The sequence below is a fragment of the Faecalicatena faecalis genome (assembly GCF_012524165.2).
GTDB classification, from domain to species: domain Bacteria; phylum Bacillota; class Clostridia; order Lachnospirales; family Lachnospiraceae; genus Faecalicatena_A; species Faecalicatena_A faecalis.
In genome coordinates, this window is the sequence record NZ_JABACJ020000008.1 from 40399 (window position 1) to 58506 (window position 18108).

General features: G+C 47.6%; 17 protein-coding genes. 13 read left to right on the forward strand and 4 right to left on the reverse strand.

Annotated features, from left to right (window positions below):
* Positions 1 to 39 precede the first annotated feature (39 nt).
* From HGO97_RS10120 to HGO97_RS10140, 5 genes are read left to right on the forward strand one after another with little or no spacing between them, the layout of a single operon-like run.
* A complete protein-coding gene (locus HGO97_RS10120; RefSeq protein ID WP_216241187.1) occupies positions 40 to 963 on the forward strand; it encodes a substrate-binding domain-containing protein in 924 nt (307 codons plus the stop codon).
* Between the two features lie 17 nt (positions 964 to 980).
* Entirely contained in the window at positions 981 to 1664 is a 684-nt protein-coding gene (locus HGO97_RS10125; protein ID WP_216241188.1) for an ABC transporter permease, read from the forward strand.
* Entirely contained in the window at positions 1651 to 2256 is a 606-nt protein-coding gene (locus HGO97_RS10130) for an ATP-binding cassette domain-containing protein (protein ID WP_216241189.1), read from the forward strand. Before HGO97_RS10125 ends, HGO97_RS10130 begins: the two co-directional genes overlap by 14 nt.
* Positions 2253 to 3485: a molybdopterin molybdotransferase MoeA gene (locus HGO97_RS10135; protein ID WP_216241190.1), complete on the forward strand. Its 1233-nt coding sequence runs from the start codon at positions 2253 to 2255 to the stop codon at positions 3483 to 3485. Before HGO97_RS10130 ends, HGO97_RS10135 begins: the two co-directional genes overlap by 4 nt.
* Positions 3486 to 3502: 17 nt before the next feature.
* Complete coding sequence (locus tag HGO97_RS10140) at positions 3503 to 5410, forward strand: molybdopterin biosynthesis protein (protein WP_216241191.1); 1908 nt, start codon at positions 3503 to 3505, stop codon at positions 5408 to 5410.
* Between the two features lie 149 nt (positions 5411 to 5559).
* On the opposite strand, the gene HGO97_RS10145 is transcribed toward HGO97_RS10140, so the two are convergent.
* Positions 5560 to 6177, reverse strand: a complete 618-nt coding sequence (locus HGO97_RS10145) for a TlpA disulfide reductase family protein (RefSeq protein WP_216241192.1) — start codon at positions 6175 to 6177, stop codon at positions 5560 to 5562.
* A gap of 256 nt (positions 6178 to 6433) precedes the next feature.
* Between HGO97_RS10145 and HGO97_RS10150 the strand changes: the two genes are divergently transcribed.
* From HGO97_RS10150 to HGO97_RS10165, 4 genes are read left to right on the forward strand one after another with little or no spacing between them, the layout of a single operon-like run.
* Positions 6434 to 7372, forward strand: a complete 939-nt coding sequence (locus HGO97_RS10150; protein WP_216241193.1) for a ketopantoate reductase family protein — start codon at positions 6434 to 6436, stop codon at positions 7370 to 7372.
* Positions 7373 to 7384: 12 nt separating this feature from the next.
* Positions 7385 to 8161, forward strand: a complete 777-nt coding sequence (udp, locus tag HGO97_RS10155) for a uridine phosphorylase (protein ID WP_216241194.1) — start codon at positions 7385 to 7387, stop codon at positions 8159 to 8161.
* Positions 8162 to 8215: 54 nt separating this feature from the next.
* The gene (locus HGO97_RS10160; RefSeq protein ID WP_216241196.1) at positions 8216 to 8629 is read left to right on the forward strand and encodes a cytidine deaminase; all 414 of its coding nucleotides are present in this window, start codon (positions 8216 to 8218) and stop codon (positions 8627 to 8629) included.
* A 47-nt stretch (positions 8630 to 8676) separates the two neighbouring features.
* Positions 8677 to 9870, forward strand: a complete 1194-nt coding sequence (locus tag HGO97_RS10165) for a phosphopentomutase (protein WP_216241198.1) — start codon at positions 8677 to 8679, stop codon at positions 9868 to 9870.
* Between the two features lie 82 nt (positions 9871 to 9952).
* Here HGO97_RS10165 and HGO97_RS10170 read toward each other — a convergent pair whose 3' ends face one another.
* Positions 9953 to 10438, reverse strand: coding sequence for a CarD family transcriptional regulator (locus tag HGO97_RS10170; protein ID WP_216241200.1), 486 nt, complete (start codon positions 10436 to 10438; stop codon positions 9953 to 9955).
* Between the two features lie 259 nt (positions 10439 to 10697).
* Here HGO97_RS10170 and HGO97_RS10175 point away from each other — a divergent pair, with 259 nt between their 5' ends.
* From HGO97_RS10175 to HGO97_RS10190, 4 genes are all read left to right on the forward strand, one after another.
* The gene (locus HGO97_RS10175) at positions 10698 to 11135 is read left to right on the forward strand and encodes a MarR family winged helix-turn-helix transcriptional regulator (protein WP_216241202.1); all 438 of its coding nucleotides are present in this window, start codon (positions 10698 to 10700) and stop codon (positions 11133 to 11135) included.
* Positions 11128 to 12486 carry an MATE family efflux transporter gene (locus HGO97_RS10180; RefSeq protein WP_216241204.1) on the forward strand — a complete coding sequence of 453 codons (1359 nt, stop codon included), beginning with the start codon at positions 11128 to 11130 and terminating at the stop codon, positions 12484 to 12486. The genes HGO97_RS10175 and HGO97_RS10180 overlap by 8 nt, the downstream gene beginning before the upstream one ends.
* Positions 12487 to 12609: 123 nt before the next feature.
* Positions 12610 to 13290 (forward strand): response regulator transcription factor, encoded by a 681-nt coding sequence (locus HGO97_RS10185; RefSeq protein ID WP_216241206.1) that lies wholly within the window; start codon positions 12610 to 12612, stop codon positions 13288 to 13290.
* Positions 13287 to 14507 (forward strand): sensor histidine kinase, encoded by a 1221-nt coding sequence (locus tag HGO97_RS10190; protein WP_216241208.1) that lies wholly within the window; start codon positions 13287 to 13289, stop codon positions 14505 to 14507. The genes HGO97_RS10185 and HGO97_RS10190 overlap by 4 nt, the downstream gene beginning before the upstream one ends.
* Positions 14508 to 14606: 99 nt before the next feature.
* Here HGO97_RS10190 and HGO97_RS10195 read toward each other — a convergent pair whose 3' ends face one another.
* Together HGO97_RS10195 and HGO97_RS10200 are read right to left on the reverse strand one after the other, a co-directional pair.
* Positions 14607 to 17288 (reverse strand): ABC transporter permease, encoded by a 2682-nt coding sequence (locus HGO97_RS10195; protein WP_216241210.1) that lies wholly within the window; start codon positions 17286 to 17288, stop codon positions 14607 to 14609.
* Complete coding sequence (locus tag HGO97_RS10200) at positions 17288 to 17968, reverse strand: ABC transporter ATP-binding protein (RefSeq protein ID WP_216241212.1); 681 nt, start codon at positions 17966 to 17968, stop codon at positions 17288 to 17290. The genes HGO97_RS10195 and HGO97_RS10200 overlap by 1 nt, the downstream gene beginning before the upstream one ends.
* Positions 17969 to 18108 lie beyond the last annotated feature (140 nt).

Genomic DNA, 18108 nt, shown 5'->3' on the forward strand with positions numbered 1-18108 from the left:
GGATAATGTAATGGGCATGCTGAAAAGGAGGAAAAGTTTATGAAGAAAAAAGTTTTGGCAGTGATGCTGGTTATGGCAATGGGAATGGGACTTGTCGCATGCGGCGGTCAGAAGGATGAGAAGAAGGAAGATACAAAGACAGAGGCGCCGGCCGAGACCAAGAAGGATGAAGCAGAAGATACTAAGAAGGATGAGGTTAAGGACAAGGGAAAACTGATGATGGCCACCACGACGAGTACGGAGGATACGGGACTTCTGGATTACTTGAAACCGCTGTTCAAGGAAGATACCGGCTGGGACCTGGAATGGAATGCAGTTGGAACCGGAGAGGCCTTAAAGATGGGCGAAAATGGTGACGTGGATGTTGTTCTTGTTCATGCAAAATCCAGTGAGGAAGAATTTATTGGGAACGGTTATGGAGTCGAGAGATTCCCAGTCATGTACAATGACTTTGTAGTCATCGGACCAAAGGAACCAATTGCTAAGACCGATGACATCAATGCAGTCTTTACCCAGATCATCAATGATCAGCTCCCATTTGTATCCAGAGGGGATGATTCTGGTACAGATAAGAAGGAAAAGAAAATCTGGACGGAACTGAATCTGGACCCGTCAGCTGATCCGAACTATGTGGAATCTGGACAGGGCATGGGCGCTACCATCACCATGGCAGACGAGCAGAAGGCATACTGCCTGACTGACAGAGGAACCTGGTTAAAACAGAGCAAGGATGCAACGCTTAAGAGTGAGCTTGATATTGTCTGCGAAGGAGATAAGAATCTGTTGAACCAGTACGGTGTGATCGCAGTGAATCCAGAGAAATATCCAGAGCTTAATAATGAAGGAGCCAATGATTTTATCGAGTGGATCTGCTCTGACAAAGTACAGAAGCTGATCGGTGAATACGGAATCGATGAGTATGGACAGGCATTATTTACACCAAATGCCGGAACTGATTCATAGACAGGAGGAAATTGCGGATGATAGAGTGGCTGAAAAGCGTGATATCAGATCCAGGGATTCTAAGTGCCATCGAGGTGACTTTTACGATGGCAGTCTGTTCTACCGCCATATCATCTGTGCTGGGAATCATGCTGGGGCTTCTGCTTGAGAAGTTCCAGTTCCCGGGGAAGAGGATCATTGTTCGAATGAACCGGACGTTGATGGGAGTACCACCCGTGGTCGTAGGCCTGGTCGTGTATCTCCTGATTATGCGCAGAGGGCCGTTGGGCCCTTTGTCGCTTTTATTTACCATTAAGGGAATGGTGATCGCGCAGACGCTGATCATTACTCCGATTATCTGCGGGATGATCTATTCTTATGCCAGGAAAGCGGCACCGGGAATCCGGGTGTTTGCAGTGACCATGGGAGCCAGCCGTGCTCAGAGCGTGCTCCTTACCATCCGTGAGATGAGGCGGGAAATCTACTTCTGTATGGTCACTGGTTTTGGACGCTCCATCAGTGAGGTGGGCGCGGTCATGCTGGTAGGTGGCAACATCAAGGGAAGAACGAGGACCATGACGACGACCATCTCCCTGCTGAAAAGCCAGGGGATTTTTACAGAGGGTGTCGCGCTTGGAATTCTGCTGCTGGTGATGGCGTTTATTCTGCAGTGGGTCTGTGATATGCTCCAAAAAGAGGAGGAACAGGATGAGAATTACTGATTTGGAAAAGACGATCGGAAAGTTTTGTCTGAAAGTGGACGATTTGTATATAGAGCCTGGGAAGATCCATGGAATCGTCGGTCCGAACGGCTGTGGGAAGACGGTCTTTTTAAAAACAGCGGCAGGCATCTTAAAGCCGGATAAGGGCAGTATCGACTATGAGGGATTGACCAGCCGTGAGATTACCATGATGTTCCAGAGGCCTTATCTCATGGATACATCCGTCTACCAGAACCTGATCTATCCCCTGACCATCCGCAAGATAAAACCGGATGAGGCCGAGGTCGACCGGATGCTTGAGAAGGTGGGACTTCTGGGGCAGAAAAAGCAGTATGCAAAGTCTCTGTCCAGTGGGGAGCGGCAGAAGCTTTCTTTCCTTAGGGCACTGATTTTTCACCCGAAGTTGATTATGGTAGATGAGACATTGTCGAACCTGGACCCGGAAAGTGAAGAGCTGTTCGAGGAGATGATTCTGGAGGTGCAGAAGAAGGAGCCTGTGACATGGCTGATCGTGAACCATCAGTTGGATCATATCAATCAGATCTGCTATCAGATCCATCATATGGAAAAAGGAAGGTTTTTAAAATCATGAGATTGCTGAATGTAGATACGGTGGAGGAAGCCCGCCAAAAAATGATAAGTGCTATGGAGTGCCATGAGCCCGAAACGATAGAAAAAGAGCTTCTGGATGCTAAGGGTGCCACCCTGGCAGAGGACATCTGTGCGGGAGAAAATGTTCCATTTTTCAGGAGATCCACAGTCGACGGCTACGCGGTAAAGGCAGCAGATACACAGGGCGCGGGGGAAAGCATCCCTGTGTTTTTGAACATCGCTGGGGAAGTAGAGATGGGGAAGGGGTGCGATCAGACTGTTACATCCGGGACCTGTGTTTATGTGCCAACAGGGGGAATGATTCCAGAAGGAGCTGACGGTGTTGTGATGGTGGAATACTGTGAACTGTTCTCTGATTCCCAGGCAGCCATTTATCAGAGCGTGCCTGTGGGCGCTAATATTGTGGAAGCCGGGGATGATATGAAGGAGGGGGAGATAGTCCTTAAAAGAGGCACAAAACTTACCCCTCAATCTATCGGGGTTCTGGCAGCCTTAGGAATCACACGTGTCCGGGTATATCATCCGTGGAGGATTTCCATTATCTCCACAGGAGATGAGCTGGTAGCACCAAAGGAAAAGCCTGGTCCCGGGCAGGTGAGGGACATCAATACATATGGAATCTATGCCATGTCCAGGCAGTTGGGATTCGAAGTGTCGGGATATGCGGTCCTTAAGGATGAACGAAGCCTGCTTTTTAAAACGGCAGAGAAAGCTATGGAAAACAGCGACATCGTGGTAGTATCCGGGGGGAGTTCCCAAGGGAAAAAGGATGAGACAAATTCTGTGATCGATGAGCTTGCAAGTGAGGGGGCTTTCACCCACGGACTTGCACTAAAGCCCGGAAAACCAACAATTCTTGGATATGACAAGCCATCGAAGACTCTGCTTGTGGGGCTGCCGGGGCATCCTGCGGCGGCGATGCTCGTTTTCAAACTGCTCGTGGGCTGGCTGTGGCGCACCAGGACGGGCGGAAAAGAACCCTATCCCTGGACAGCAGAGATATCTACCAATCTCCCTGCTGCACCGGGGAAACTTACCTGCCAGTTGGTACATCTTGAGAGGATGGAGGATGGAAGACTGCTGGCCTGCCCGGTGTTCGGGCGTTCCGGCCTGATCAGTACACTTTCCAGGGCAGATGGATATGTCCTGATCGAAGAGAATAAAGAAGGGCTGAAAAAGGGAGAACAGGTGTCTGTATTTGAGATTTAGGGCCCGAAGGAGGAAGTATGGGAAAGCGTAATTTATACTTAAAAACGATACCGGTGAAGGAGGCGCAGGAACAGTATATGCAGGCACTTCTGGATATTGTTGTTTCGAAGACCGAAGTGATACCAGCAGAGGACTCTCTGGGTCGGATGACGGCAAAGGCGGTCTACGCCAGATGCTGTTCCCCTCTTTTTAATGCCGCAGCCATGGACGGAATCGCAGTGACGGCGAAACAGACCCAGGGGGCGTCTCAGGAGAATCCGTTGACACTCACAAAGGGAGTAGATTTCCAGATCGTAGATACCGGCGACCCGGTACGTCCTCCGTATGATGCAGTCATCATGGCGGAAGACCTGCTGGAGACAGATGAGGAGCATGTACAGATTTTAGAGGCGGTAAGCGGCTGGCAGCATGTGCGGCCGATTGGCGAAGATATTGTGGCAGGAGAAATGTTGATTCCGGGCGGTCATAAGATTCGGCCGATCGACATCGGTGTGTTGATAAGTGGTGGAATCCTTAAGGTGGAAGTGGCCAAAAAGCCCAAGATTGGGCTGATTCCGACGGGAACAGAAATCATTGAGCCGGACAAGGAACCTAAGGAAGGGGATATCATTGAGTCCAACAGCCGGATGTTTGCAGCAATGACGGTGAATTATGGGGGAATTCCCCGCCGTTATTCTCCGGTAGTAGACGATTATGAGAAAATCAAGGCGGCCATCAAAAGAGCACTAGATGAAAATGATATTGTGGTCGTGAACGCAGGCTCCAGCGCAGGGACAGAGGATTATACGGTACACATCTTAAGAGAAATGGGAGAAGTACTCGTCCATGGAGTTGCAATAAAACCGGGCAAACCGGTCATTCTTTCAATTGTAGAAGGCAAGCCTGTCATCGGACTTCCAGGTTACCCTGTTTCCGCCTATATTGATTTTGAAAACTTTGTCAGACCTGTCATGGATCTGATGTCAGGAGAACGGCATTTATCCGGTCATACCGTCAAGGCGGTGCTCTCCAAGCGTTTGGTCTCCTCTTTAAAGCATCAGGAATATGTGCGGGTGAAGGTCGGAAAAGTAGGGGACAAGCTGATAGCCTCCCCTCTGGCAAGAGGTGCGGGCGCGGCCATGAGCCTGGTACGTGCGGATGGATTCTGTATCATCGGTCAGAACTGTGAAGGCGTCGAGGCCGGGGAGACGGTGGAGGTGGAGTTATATCGAAGTCTGGATGAGATCGAGCATACGGTGGTATCTATCGGGAGCCATGATCTGATTCTCGATTTTTTGGCTGACCTCATGCCGCTTTCTTATACGGGAAGCTTTTTATCCAGCACCCATGTGGGAAGTATGGCTGGCCTGATGGCATTAAAACGTGGTGAGACACATATTGCCCCGACCCATCTTTTGGATGAGGAGACGGGGATCTATAATATATCCTACCTAAAGAGGCTGTTTCCAGAGCAGGAAATGGCGCTGATCAAGGGCGTTAAACGGATACAGGGAATCATCGTCCAGAAAGGGAATCCAAAGGGAATCCAGGGAATCGAGGACTTAAGAAGGGTGACTTATGTAAACCGCCAGCGGGGTGCCGGGACAAGGGTACTTTTGGACTACCTGCTGAAGACGGCGGGAATCTGTCCGGAAGAGATTGATGGTTATGAGAAGGAAGCAGCCACTCATATGGCCGTGGCAGCCATGGTTAAAAGTGGCGGGGCGGATGCCGGGATGGGAGTCTACTCAGCGGCACATGCAATGGATCTGGACTTCATCCCCGTTGGGGAAGAAGAATATGACTTTGCCATCCGAAAGGAGACACTAAAGCTGGAAGAGATTAGACAGTTCCTTCACGTACTGAAAAGTGACGAATTCCGAAAGAAAGCGGAAGCAGCGGGGGGATATGACCTCGCTCATACAGGGGAGATCGTAGAGCTGTAGAAAAGAAGGATCAAAAGCGGTTCCTGAAAAAACTTCATACAGATAAAAAATCGGCGCTGTTTACAAAATGATTCTTTTCGTTTGTAAACAGCGCCTTTATCAGACTCATTTAATTGTACGAAAGCAGCAGCCTGCTGCTACCAGGGCGTTCACCCAGTAGCACAGTCTGCGGGATGATCATTTACACATACCTGACTGTGATATTTTTCGATCTCCTGTTCCCAGAAAGCCTGATCTTTTGCTCCGGTATAGACATCTCCAAGCAGTTCTCCATCGCGGTTCAAGAAAAGAGTCGTTGGAGTCTCGGTATATTGATTGAGTATCTTTTGGTCCAGCTCTGTTGTATCTAACAGCTGAAGATAGTGGGCATCGGTCTTTGTGATGACCGCAAGCGCGTCCTGATCCTGCTTTTCTGTGACACCCCGCACAATTCCTACAATCTGGACTCCCTTTCCAGAATATTGTCCCGAAATCGTGGAGAATGCCTTCATCTCGTCCACACAGCTTTCGCAGGATGGGTCCCAGATATTGAGGACAGTCAGCTCAGCATTCTGTAGTAGACGAGTCAATTCTGTCTGCGTCCCATCAAATTTTGTGAGTTTAAAATTCCCAAATGCCGAGACGGCATCTGATTTCGAAATCTCGGAGGTCTTGAGTTCAGAAGGCTTCGTTCTGACAGCCTCTTTCCCTTTCCCAGAGTTTCCACAGGCTGTAAGGGATAAAGCCGAAATAAGCAGTGCTGTTAATAGGATCGTCTTTTTCTTCATGGAAGGTTCACCTCTTTCTGTAATTTCAATTAATACAGTTTATACTGTAATCATAACAGTTACAGAAAGCGTTGTCAAGAAAAACCTGCAGAAGAGACATATGACAAGAAAAAGCAGGATATCAGGGACAGATTTAGACATCGTCTTAAGACAGTTTTCTTCCAAGAGTTTTAGATTCGTGATATAATACAAACAAAATGAAAATACTAATGAAGCCATATTAGGGTATCATCAGTCAGGCAAAGGAGGCAGATTTATGATGGAAATGAAAAGTGTGGCACTGATCGGGCTGGGAGCGATGGGTGTGTTTTTTGCACCCCGCATGGAGGAGCACCTGGGAAGGGATAACTTCTGTGTGATTGCACAGGGCAAAAGAAAAGAACGTCTGGAGAAGAAAGGGGTAGTCGTTAATGGGGAGACCTACCGTTTTCCAATCTGTACACCTCAGGACGGGACGCCGAAGGATCTGATTATCATGGCAGTAAAAGATATGGGGCTGAATCAGGCAATCGAAGATATTCGGGCATTTGTCGGAGAGAAGACGCAGATTTTATGTGTCATGAATGGTGTGGACAGTGAGGAGCGTGTTGCGGCGGTCTATGGCTGGGATCATGTCCTTTATTCTTATATGAGGATGTCCATTGTCATGAAGAACGGCAAGGCAGATTTTGATCCTTACTGGGGCAAGATTTATTTCGGGGAGGCTAAAAATGATGTCTTGACAGAACGGGTACAGGCAGTCATGGATCTGATGGAACGCTGTGATATCCCATATAAAGTAGAGAAGGATATGATGTGGGGACTTTGGTTCAAATATATGTGCAATGTAGGGGAGAACTTGACCTGTGCAATGCTCGGAATCCCCTTCGGTATGTTCCGGGACTGTGAGCCGGCAAATGAGATTCGCTGGGCAGCCATGAAGGAAGTGCAGGCCGTGGCCCAGGCAAAGGGGATCATGATTACAGATGAACAGATGCGTAAGCAGTATGAGACAATCTGCAGAATTCCATATGGGAACAAACCATCCACGTTACAAGATCTGGAAGCAAAGAAAAAGACGGAAGTCGAGATGTTTGCGGGCAGCATGGTAAGGATGGGAAAAGAGCTGGGGATTGATACGCCGGTGTGCTGGGTATTTCTACAGGCGGTGAAGGTGCTGGAGGAGAAGAATCTGGCCGCACTCAAAGAAAAGTAAGGAGCAGGATGTATGATCAATTATTCAGAAAATGAAGGAAAACAGTATCATATCCAGGTAGGAAAAGGGGATGTGGGCAGATATGTCATTCTGCCTGGGGATCCCAAACGGTGCGCCCTGATTGCCAAGTATCTGGATTCTCCGGTCCTAATGGCAGATAACCGGGAGTATGTGACCTATACAGGAACACTTGATGGTGCGAAGGTAAGTGTGACTTCCACAGGAATTGGCGGACCGTCTGCATCCATCGCTATGGAAGAGCTGGTCATGTCAGGTGCGGATACATTCATCCGCATTGGGACCAGCGGCGGGATGGATCTGGAAGTGAAAAGCGGGGATCTGGTCATTGCTAACGGAGCCATCCGGGCGGAGGGAACGAGCAGGGAATACGCTCCGATCGAGTTCCCAGCGGTGCCGGATTTTGATGTAACGAATGCACTTGTGGGGGCAGCTAAGGAGCTTAAGATGCCATATCACGTCGGTGTTGTACAGTGCAAGGATTCCTTCTATGGACAGCATTCACCTAAGACAAAGCCGGCAGGGTATGAGCTGCTTAATAAGTGGGATGCCTGGTTGAAGCTTGGGTGTAAAGCATCCGAGATGGAATCCGCAGCACTTTTTATAGTGGCAAGCAGTCTAAAGGTACGGGCAGGCTCTGTACTTCTGGTCCTGGCAAACCAGGAGCGGGCCAAGCAGGGGCTTGAGAATCCAATAGTACATGATACGGATGCAGCGATTCGTGTGGCAATAGAGGCCGTGAGGGAGCTGATTCAAAAGGACAAAAAATAGCAGGGATATCCGGCTTTTAAATAGAAGGAGTATCGGGAAAGGGAGTGATATAAAATGCTGCAGGCGAAAGAGCTGATCGAGCAGGCAGTGGACGCAATGCACAGGGCTTATGCCCCTTATTCTCATTTTAAGGTGGGGGCTGCCCTTCTGGCGAAGAATGGGAGGGTCTATCAGGGCTGTAATATTGAGAATGCGGCATACACTCCCAGTAACTGTGCAGAGAGGACTGCATTTTTTAAGGCTGTGAGTGAGGGCGTGAAGGAGTTTGAGGCAATCTGCATTGTGGGAGGAAAGGATGGTGTCTTATCTGGATTCACGGCACCATGTGGTGTGTGCAGACAGGTGATGAGGGAGTTCTGCGATCCGAAAGAATTTAAAATCATTCTGGCAGACGGTACCGGACATTATGAAACATTTATTTTGGAAGAATTATTCCCTATGGGGTTTGGTCCGGCCGATCTTGCATAGAATAGAAGCAGGCCCGATTGGGCCATGGATAGAAAAGAGGATGATTTATGAGTAAATATCAGCGGGTTTTTGTGATTGTCGTGGACTCTCTGGGAGCCGGAGCAGCAAAAGATGCGGCAGATTATGGGGATGCAGGTGCAGATACCCTGGGTCATATTTCGCAGAGCGTGGAACACTTTTACATTCCTCATCTTCAAAAGCTGGGAATAGGAAATCTCCATCCACTTTGTCAGGTACCACCGGTAGAGCATCCGCTTGCTTACTATACCCGTCTCAACGAGACCAGCAGGGGCAAGGATACGATGACCGGACACTGGGAGATCATGGGATTAAAGACGGAAAAGCCATTTATCACATTTACGGAGAATGGATTTCCAAAGGAGTTGATCGAGGAGCTCGAAAAAAGAACCGGGCATAAAGTCATTGGCAATAAAAGTGCCAGCGGGACACAGATTCTGGATGAATTGGGGGAAGAAGAGATTGCGACAGGGCATATGATTGTCTATACCTCCGCGGATTCGGTGCTTCAGATTTGTGGAAATGAGGAGACCTTCGATTTAAAGGAATTGTACCGCTGCTGTGAGATTGCCAGGGAATTGACGATGCGGGATGAATGGAAGGTGGGCCGGGTCATTGCAAGACCTTATATCGGGCGTAAAAAGGGAGAATTTAAACGGACCAGTAATCGGCACGATTATGCGGTGAAGCCTTTTGGAAAGACAGCGCTTGATGCCTTGAAAGAGAATGGATTTGACGTGATTTCCATTGGAAAGATCAATGATATCTTTGCGGGGGAAGGTATTACGAAGGTACTGAAATCAAAAAGTTCCGTACATGGGATGGAGCAGACGATTGAGACAGCACAGACAGAGGAGTTCCATGGATTGTGTTTTGTCAATCTGGTGGATTTCGATGCACTCTGGGGACACAGAAGAGATCCTAAGGGATATGCCCAGGAAATCGAGCGGTTCGATGAAAAATTAGGAGAACTGTTAAAGAATCTGCGCAAGGATGATCTTCTGATCATCACCGCAGATCACGGGAATGACCCCACTTACACAGGAACCGACCATACAAGGGAAAAGGTGCCGTTTCTGGCATATTCCAAGGCCATGGAGGGTGGCAGAGAACTGCCGGAGGGGGACACCTTTGCAGTGATCGGTGCGACCGTTGCAGAAAACTTTGGTGTGCCGATGCCCCAGGGTACTATTGGAACCTCAATGCTTTCCTATCTGAAATAGAGCTGGAATCTAAAATACCGGTACAGGGCAGAGAAGCGTCTGCCTTGTACCGGTATTTTTATACAGAATCTTTATGTAGAGACTAAAGCGCATCAGTAATCTTCTCATGCAGCTCCGTGATCGGCATGTCGAGCGCTACTGAGAACTCATAGTCGATCAGTTTCCCGACCTTCTGAAGGTATCTGTCATCACTGACACAGAGATGCTTTCCATTCTTCACACGCCGGTCCTTCTCCTGGAGAATCCCCTTGAACATTTTCAGTCTTGTGAGGCAGCAGCCGTTCTTTAAGACATCCAAATATTCCTTATCACGCAGCTTTGCATTTGGGTTATACTGGCCTTCCAGGTCAGGAAGCTTTGCAAGACAGCTTTTGGCGGTCTCTCTGGAGATGACCGGGCGCAGCTTTGCCTCTTGGGCAAGCGTGACGTAGACTACGTTTTTAGAATTCTCAAGCGATTCTAATGTATAGTACTTCCGGTCTGATGTGATAAAATCGGGAGTTCCGATATCTTTAATCTGGTACAAGTCGCCATTTTCGTAAACTACAATTTCATTGATCTGATACATTCTTCACCTTTACTTTCTATAAATATGACTAAAAAGGAATAAGCTACGATGTTACCGCGAAAGAGTAACCAGACGTAGCTTATTTATCTATTATAGCACAAAAATGAAAGAAAGAACAGAAAAAAAGAAATTGGAAGTTTCTTGACATCAGAAAATATTTCATATATAATAGTTGTGATTTACAACAGTTGCATAATACAACAAAAATATTACGTTTTTGATGTTGTTAATTTGGATGCAATTTATCAAAGGAGCGTTTATGAAAAATTATTACGTAAGTATTATCAGGCGTGGTGAGCTTTCCTACATACGCAGTGAGTTAGAACAGTTCGGACTGATCCCTTTGGAGGGGCGTCTCATCTGTCTGTTAAAGGACCGGTGCTGCAGTCAGGAGGAGTTAGGCGTCTGTCTGGACCTCGATAAGGGACGCATTGCCAGGACGGTTTCTATGCTAGAGGAAAAGGGACTGGTGTGTAGAAATACGGATGATCAGAACCGCCGTAAGAAGCTTGTCTCATTGACGGAAAAAGGGGAGGAGACCTACGGACGGATCTGTGAGATCTATCAAGCATGGAACGATATTTGTTACCGCGGCTTCTCTGAGGACGAAAGGAATCTGAACCGCGCGTTTATTGAACGGATCTCTCAGAATGTATTGGAATTTAAAAAAGAGAATGGGGGAAGGAAAAATGGTTAAGAATCTAACGGAAGGCAGGCCTTTGAAGCTGTTGTTCTTCTTTGCCCTGCCGATGGTGCTGGGAAATCTGTTCCAGCAGCTCTATAATATGGTGGACTCTATGGTCGTTGGAAAATTCGTCGGGGAGGATGCTCTGGCGGCGGTCGGTTCTTCTTTTCCCGTCGTGTTCCTTGCTGTAGCGATTGCGGCAGGATTATCCATGGGATGTACCGTCGTGATTTCACAATTATTCGGTGCTGGACAGATCAAAGAGATGAAGACAACGATTTTCACGGCTTTGATTGCTCTGGGAGTGATTGGACTGCTGATTATGGCAGCGGGAGAACTGATTTCTTCCCCGCTTTTAAAGCTTTTGGGTACAGACCAGGATATTATGGCAGACTCCTTGATTTATCTGCGGATTTATTTTGGCGGAGCAGTGTTTTTGTTTCTATATAATACACTGAATGGTATCTACAATGCTCTTGGGGATAGTAATACGCCGCTGAAGTTTTTGATGGTTTCTGCGCTGACCAATATTGGCCTGGACCTATTATTCGTCATCCGCTTCAACATGGGAGTCGCCGGAGTAGCATGGGCGACCCTGATCGCACAGGGGATGTGTGCGGTGATTTCTTTCTTTGTTCTGATGAAACGGATTAGAAAGATGGAAAATGAACCACCTTACACAGATGTGAAGCCCGCACTCTTTGAAATGGCGGCGGTGAAGCGGATCGCGAAGATCGGAGTTCCTTCTATGATCCAGCAGTCCATTGTCTCATTGAGCATGATGCTGATGCAGGGGCTGGTCAATTCCTATGGGAAGGTATTTGTTGCAGGATATACGGCAGCCACAAAGATCGATACACTTGCGATGATGCCAAATATGAACTTCTCCAACGCGATGTCCAGCTACACTGCGCAGAATATCGGTGCAGGAAAAGAGGAACGGGTGACAGAAGGATATAAAGCGAGCCTTTTGATGGTCCTGATTTTTTCTGTTGTCATTACAGTCATTATCTTCCTGTTCGGGCCGGATCTTCTGGGCCTTTTCCTGAATGCAGGCTCTGCAGGCAGCGCCATGGCATATGGACTGAAATATATGAAGACGGTTTCGGTATTTTATGTCCTGATGGGCTTTTTATTTGTTGGAAACGGCCTGCTTCGTGGAGCAGGAGATATGGGGGCATTCATGCTCAGTTCTATGTCCAACCTGTTCATGCGTGTGCTCATTGCCTACCTTCTGGCACACTTTATCGGCGCTAGTGCAATCTGGTGGTCCATCCCGATTGGCTGGGGCGTCGGATCTGTCTTTTCGTTCCTGCGGATTAAAAGTGGGAAATGGAAAGCAAATAAGCTTCTGGAAAAATAAAAGATATGGTACAGCTTTTGATTGTAGAATTCCCCTGGATAGGATAAGATAGATTCCAGGGGAATTTTTTGTGATCTGGGAACCTTTATTTGTTCCCGGATACAATATTTTCAGGAGGGAATCATGATTCAGATTTTATTAGTGGAAGATGATGAGAACATCTCGTTCGGAATCAAAGCAGCGCTGAAACGAAAGGAGTATGCCTGCACATCTTGTACGACGATAGAAGAGGCGAAAAGGGTATTTACGGACAGCTTTCAATTAGTCCTTCTGGATTTAAATCTGCCGGATGGGACAGGGTATGAATTCTGTAGCTGGGTAAAGGAACGCTCCCAGATGCCAATCATCTTTCTGACCGTCAGAGATGATGTAAAAGATATTACCAGAGGGCTGGACATGGGGGCCGATGATTATATAACAAAACCATTCCACATTGCGGTCTTGGAATCCAGAATCGCAGCGGTCTTACGCAGGATTGGGTCGGAACAGAATACAGAAGAGAAAAAAGGACTCCTTTCCTGTGGGGATATCCAGCTTGATACGGAGAAGATGCAGGCCTATCTGGACGGCAGTCCGGTGGATCTAACGGCATTGGAATACCGTCTTCTCTATGTCATGATGGAAAATAAGGGACGCACCCTGCCACGGAATCTGATCCTGGAGAAATTATGGGATGCGGAAGGCAATTTTGTCAATGACAATACACTGACCGTCACGGTAAAGCGGCTGCGGAAAAAGCTGCTTGATACGAAATATATTGTCACAATACGTGGAATCGGCTACCGGATGGAGGAATGTGTATGAAAAATGGGAGCATGAAGTCATTTTTGATCTCCTGTATTTTCTGGCTGATGCCCGGGCTGGCAGCAGGGATTTTATCGGCGGCTTTTTTATGTATGCATGAGTATCATACAACGGCGCGTTTGGTCGGGGCGTTACAGGAGGGGGAGCAATTTCCCGCGGTTTTAAAAAGTTTGGACGAGTCCAAAAGAGAAGAAAAAACGAGAGGTGTCTTCGGGAATGATGATGGAAAGGAGAAGGGATTTGAGGAAAAAGGAATGCAGTATCTGGAAAAGTATGGACATAGGGAATTCCGTAAAATATGGGAATATCTTCCCTTTACCTTTTCCATCACTCTGATTCTTTTTGAAGCTGCCGGCTGTATGTTATTTTGGTTGAGAAAGAAGGAAAAGGATTCCAACGAAGGCCGCATTGTGGAATTGACGGAATACTTAAAATCTGTGGACCGGGGGGAGGCGGCTGTACTCACACGCCATGAGGACTCGTTTTCCCACTTAGAGGATGAGATATATAAGACGGTCGCAGAGCTCACTTGTACGAAAGAAAAGGCTGTGAAGGATCATGAGCTTTTAGCTGCGAGGATTGCGGATATTGCCCATCAGCTTAAGACGCCGCTTACATCCATGTCTTTGATGACAGAGCTGTTGGAGCCGGCTAAGAGGGAGGAACAGGAATATCTGGACAGGCTCAAGCACCAGGTAGAACGACTGAAGAGTCTTGTGGAGGGGCTCTTGGCATTGGCAAAATTAGATTCTCACACCATTGAGTTCCAAAGGGAGGTAATCTCATTGGAAGATTTGATCTGGGGGGCCGTCGAGCCTATTTGGGAGCAGCTTGACAGAAGGTCGATTACATTGGAAATGGAAGAGACAGAAGAGCTGTGGATAAAAGCCGATATCCAATGGACGACAGAGGCTTTTCTGAATGTTTTGAAAAATTGTATGGAACACACGCCGGATGAGGGGAAAATTAAAATTACCTGCAGTCAAAATCCATTATATACGGAATTCGTGATTGAGGATGGTGGAAATGGATTTTCCAGAAAAGATCTTCCTCATCTGTTTGAAAGGTTCTACAGGGGAGAGCAGGCAGCAAAGGACAGCGCTGGAATCGGCTTGGCTCTGGCGAAACTGATTCTGGAAGCACAGAATGGACAGATTACGGCAGAAAATTCTGAGAGCGGACATGCCAGATTTCGGATTAAAATATATGCTTCTTGAACGTTTTATCATTCAAGAAGCATTTTTTAGGATTGGAGGCTTTCTTAAGAAAGCTGTTGTGAAACAGATTTAGACGATCTGCTTTGGGCCACAAGCGTATTAAAGGGTGTCATCTTTGATCGCTTCGATGATATTCTGTTTCTGGATCCTCCTGCCGCCCGCGAAATAAGCGCCTATAATGGTCAGAAGGACCAATGCCGTATATCCGACCAAGATCTTGAATGGTGCAAAAGGCAGGTATTCTGCCAGGGTAATCTCGTTAATGGATAAAAAGGCTGCCAGGATGGCAATCTGGAGCGGCAGGCTGTAGAGCAGCGGTTTTAATCCCAGGGTCAGCCCCTCTAAAAAGAGCATCCGCCAGAGTTGATTAGGGGAGAGCCCGGTTGATTTGAGCATGGCGAACTCTCTGCTCCTCTGACGCAGATTGCCGGAAATGCTTGCCCAGATATTCGAGATTCCGATCAGTGCCAGCAGTCCGGTCAGAAAGCCAACGACCGTGCTCATGACGCTGTTAGTTTCCTTTCGCATTTCTTCCTCTTCTGCAATATTTGTGATCATGTAATCTCCGCTGCCATAGTAGTGGTCCAGGATCTGCTTTAAATCTTCGGAAGACGTCTCGATCTTCGGATAGGATACTTCGTCGGCTGCGCTGGTCATGAACCTGCCAAGCACTGTGGAAGCATTCATTCGTCTCTTATCACTGCAGGATGCGGCCAGGTTCATGACATGATCCATAGGCATGATTGCCGTCAGCGTAAAACGCGGCAGCTCATTTAGCACCGGTAAGGGCAGTTCTTCTACAATGTCTCCTACAGTCAGGTCGAATTGAAAGTTTCCGGTATCCTCATCATATGCCTGTTCTGTGAAGGGGACCACCTGTCCTTTCTCAAGCTTTAAAATATCCCGGTATACATTCTTACGCCTTGTGCTGGCATGTGGGTCCGCAGTTTTATTATAAAACAGGGCTTGAGAAGGATCGCTTAAGTATGGTTCTGGATCAATGCCTATTTTGCTGCAGTATTCAAGGAAGCTTTCTCGTTCCAGACCGATAAGGACGCTGTAGATACGGTATTTTCCGTCCCGCTCAATCGGGGTATATTTCTTTTCTGAAACAATCTGGTCAAAACCGCCCAGATAGGTCTCAATATCATCGGATGCCTGGTCGGCTGTAATCCAGGTGGCGCAAGGCATCTTGTCATAAAATACATAGCTTGCTATGCCTGGGACTTCCTTCATTTCATCGAGTGCCTTTTGTTCCGGCTCTCTGCCATCACTGATAGATAGTAAGATATGTCCTTTTTGATTGTTCTGCGCCCGATAGACCTCACTGGCAGCCTCCTGTGCAGTCGTGATGTACAAAAATCCGGTGAGCAGCACGAAGGAAAGACAAAGGGAAATCGTGGCGGTACGGTAAGATTTTCTGCGGGCCGTGAGTGCATTGGAGGCCAGTTCGCCGCTGATGCCGAATCGGCCGGATATCCGGCTGCGTCTGATTTTCTTCCCTTTTAAGGTTTCGGTATGTCTCAACGCCTCTACGGGCATCATCTTTGCCACCTTTTTTGCAGGAATCCTTGCAGAAAGCCAGGCTGTGATGGCGGATAGCAGGATGGCCGGCAGGACGGCGGGCAGCCCGAAGGACATCACAATATCTGGAGCACTCCTTCCGATATCATTATTCGCATTGATCAGGTCGAACAGCTTCGCATCCAGGAGCCAGCCACAAAAAAGACCGAGCGGCAGTGGAGGCAGTAAAAGTATCAGAGCCTCAGAAGACACCGCGGCCTTGATCTGTTTTGGAGAAGCACCGATTCCTGCCAATGTCCCGAGCTGGGCCAGCTTTTCATTTGCTGAGAGGGCAAATGCGTTATGGATAACTATGACAAATACAGAAATCAAAAGGACAGCCAGTATGAGAAACATAAGAGGCACGGAAAGAATTGCCAGGTTGTCAATACTGGTAATCTGTTCAGGCGGAAGAACGGCATATTTGGTAAGCAGATCCACATTATATCTGAGCAGGTATTTTCCATATTCGTCTTTCTCATAGCCAATGGATTCTGCCAGGGCAGGCAGTTCCTTATAGGTACTTCGAATGGAATTAAAACGCAGGTAAACGGTGAGCTCATCCTCTGGCTTGATCTTCTTTTCGTCCAGAAAACTCATTGCTGTATAAGCAGGAACAGAGGATGAAGTGGTAACATCCATAATGCCTACCAGGCGGTAGGTCTTGGTTCCTGTTTGACGGAAATCTTCATTCTCATGGAATACATCTGTTTCTTTGCAGACCTGTCCCTGATAGATACGCTGGCCGACAGGAAGTGTGAGCTCATCACCTAAAGAGATATCTGGGTGGTCGTCAAAATATTGTTTGGAGACAGCCAATTCATTTTCATTTTCCGGCAGCCGTCCATCGGTCACCAGTTTTTTCTCCGGCATGGAATCCCAATATTCGGCATTCGCACCGCGGGATAGCAGATAATTCCTTTTGCCGGTATCACTTAGTTTTGCGACTTCCCAGTTTCCCTTGATCATGACTGCGGATACTGACGCATAATTCTTGACCTGCTCCAGATCACTGCCTTTAGTCGTATCAAAAAGTTCTCCATGCCAGTTTCCGTTCTCATTGACGGAGAGTGCGATGGCATCGGTCCACATAGTGTAGACAAAGCCGCAAAAGCATGACATCAGCGTGGTCATGAGGAATAAAGCGGTCATGATGGCGAGGCTGGTTCTTTTATTGCGTCTCAGTGAATCCCATACATATTCTCGTAATATCTTCATTAGGACACCACCTCATCATGCAGGATTTTTCCATCTTCCAGGGTAATGATGCGGTCCGCTCTCAAAGCTGTCTTCTCATCGTGTGTAATCAGCAGGATCGTCTGCCCGTATTGGCGGTTAGAAAGCTTTAAAAGCTCGATCGTCTCTTCCGAATTCTTCCGGTCCAAGTTACCTGTAGGCTCATCGGCCAGTAAGATGGCAGGGTGGTAAATGAGGCTCCTTGCAATTGCCACTCGCTGCTGTTGCCCGCCGGACAATTCACTGGGGAGATGCGTCAGTCGGTCTGTCAGTCCCAAGGTGCTGACCAGATGGTTGAAACGATCCTCGTCGGGCTTCTGGTTGTCCAGAAGGATAGGCAGCAGGATGTTTTTCCTTACATTCAGGGTAGGAATCAGGTTGTAGAACTGATAGACAAGTCCGACCTTCCTGCGTCGGAAAATAGCCAGCTGTTCCTGATTGAGTGTAGAGATATCTGTATCCTCAATAAAAATATTGCCGCTGGTGGGACGGTCTACACCTCCCAGCATGTGTAAAAGTGTTGATTTTCCAGAACCGGATGCGCCTATGACCGCAGTAAAGCTTCCTCGTTCAAGAGAAAGGCTGATATGATCCAGGGCGGTCACGGTATTTGAACCACTGCCATATGTTTTGGTAAGCTCTGTGCAGCGTAAAATTTCCATAATAAATGTAGCTCCTTTCTTGTATGATGATATCATAATACATGGGGAAAGTGACATGAAAGTGACAAAAGAAAATAATAAGTTGTTCACTCATGCTGAAAGCAGTATTGAAATCAAGAAGACTGTATGATATAGTGAAA

Coding starts and splice junctions, on each gene's coding strand:
- HGO97_RS10120 (WP_216241187.1), top strand. CDS start 40: ATGAAGAAAAAAGTTTTGGCAGTGATGCTGGTTATGGCAATGGGAATG.
- HGO97_RS10125 (WP_216241188.1), top strand. CDS start 981: ATGATAGAGTGGCTGAAAAGCGTGATATCAGATCCAGGGATTCTAAGT.
- HGO97_RS10130 (WP_216241189.1), top strand. CDS start 1,651: ATGAGAATTACTGATTTGGAAAAGACGATCGGAAAGTTTTGTCTGAAA.
- HGO97_RS10135 (WP_216241190.1), top strand. CDS start 2,253: ATGAGATTGCTGAATGTAGATACGGTGGAGGAAGCCCGCCAAAAAATG.
- HGO97_RS10140 (WP_216241191.1), top strand. CDS start 3,503: ATGGGAAAGCGTAATTTATACTTAAAAACGATACCGGTGAAGGAGGCG.
- HGO97_RS10145 (WP_216241192.1), bottom strand. CDS start 6,177: ATGAAGAAAAAGACGATCCTATTAACAGCACTGCTTATTTCGGCTTTA.
- HGO97_RS10150 (WP_216241193.1), top strand. CDS start 6,434: ATGATGGAAATGAAAAGTGTGGCACTGATCGGGCTGGGAGCGATGGGT.
- udp (WP_216241194.1), top strand. CDS start 7,385: ATGATCAATTATTCAGAAAATGAAGGAAAACAGTATCATATCCAGGTA.
- HGO97_RS10160 (WP_216241196.1), top strand. CDS start 8,216: ATGCTGCAGGCGAAAGAGCTGATCGAGCAGGCAGTGGACGCAATGCAC.
- HGO97_RS10165 (WP_216241198.1), top strand. CDS start 8,677: ATGAGTAAATATCAGCGGGTTTTTGTGATTGTCGTGGACTCTCTGGGA.
- HGO97_RS10170 (WP_216241200.1), bottom strand. CDS start 10,438: ATGTATCAGATCAATGAAATTGTAGTTTACGAAAATGGCGACTTGTAC.
- HGO97_RS10175 (WP_216241202.1), top strand. CDS start 10,698: ATGAAAAATTATTACGTAAGTATTATCAGGCGTGGTGAGCTTTCCTAC.
- HGO97_RS10180 (WP_216241204.1), top strand. CDS start 11,128: ATGGTTAAGAATCTAACGGAAGGCAGGCCTTTGAAGCTGTTGTTCTTC.
- HGO97_RS10185 (WP_216241206.1), top strand. CDS start 12,610: ATGATTCAGATTTTATTAGTGGAAGATGATGAGAACATCTCGTTCGGA.
- HGO97_RS10190 (WP_216241208.1), top strand. CDS start 13,287: ATGAAAAATGGGAGCATGAAGTCATTTTTGATCTCCTGTATTTTCTGG.
- HGO97_RS10195 (WP_216241210.1), bottom strand. CDS start 17,288: ATGAAGATATTACGAGAATATGTATGGGATTCACTGAGACGCAATAAA.
- HGO97_RS10200 (WP_216241212.1), bottom strand. CDS start 17,968: ATGGAAATTTTACGCTGCACAGAGCTTACCAAAACATATGGCAGTGGT.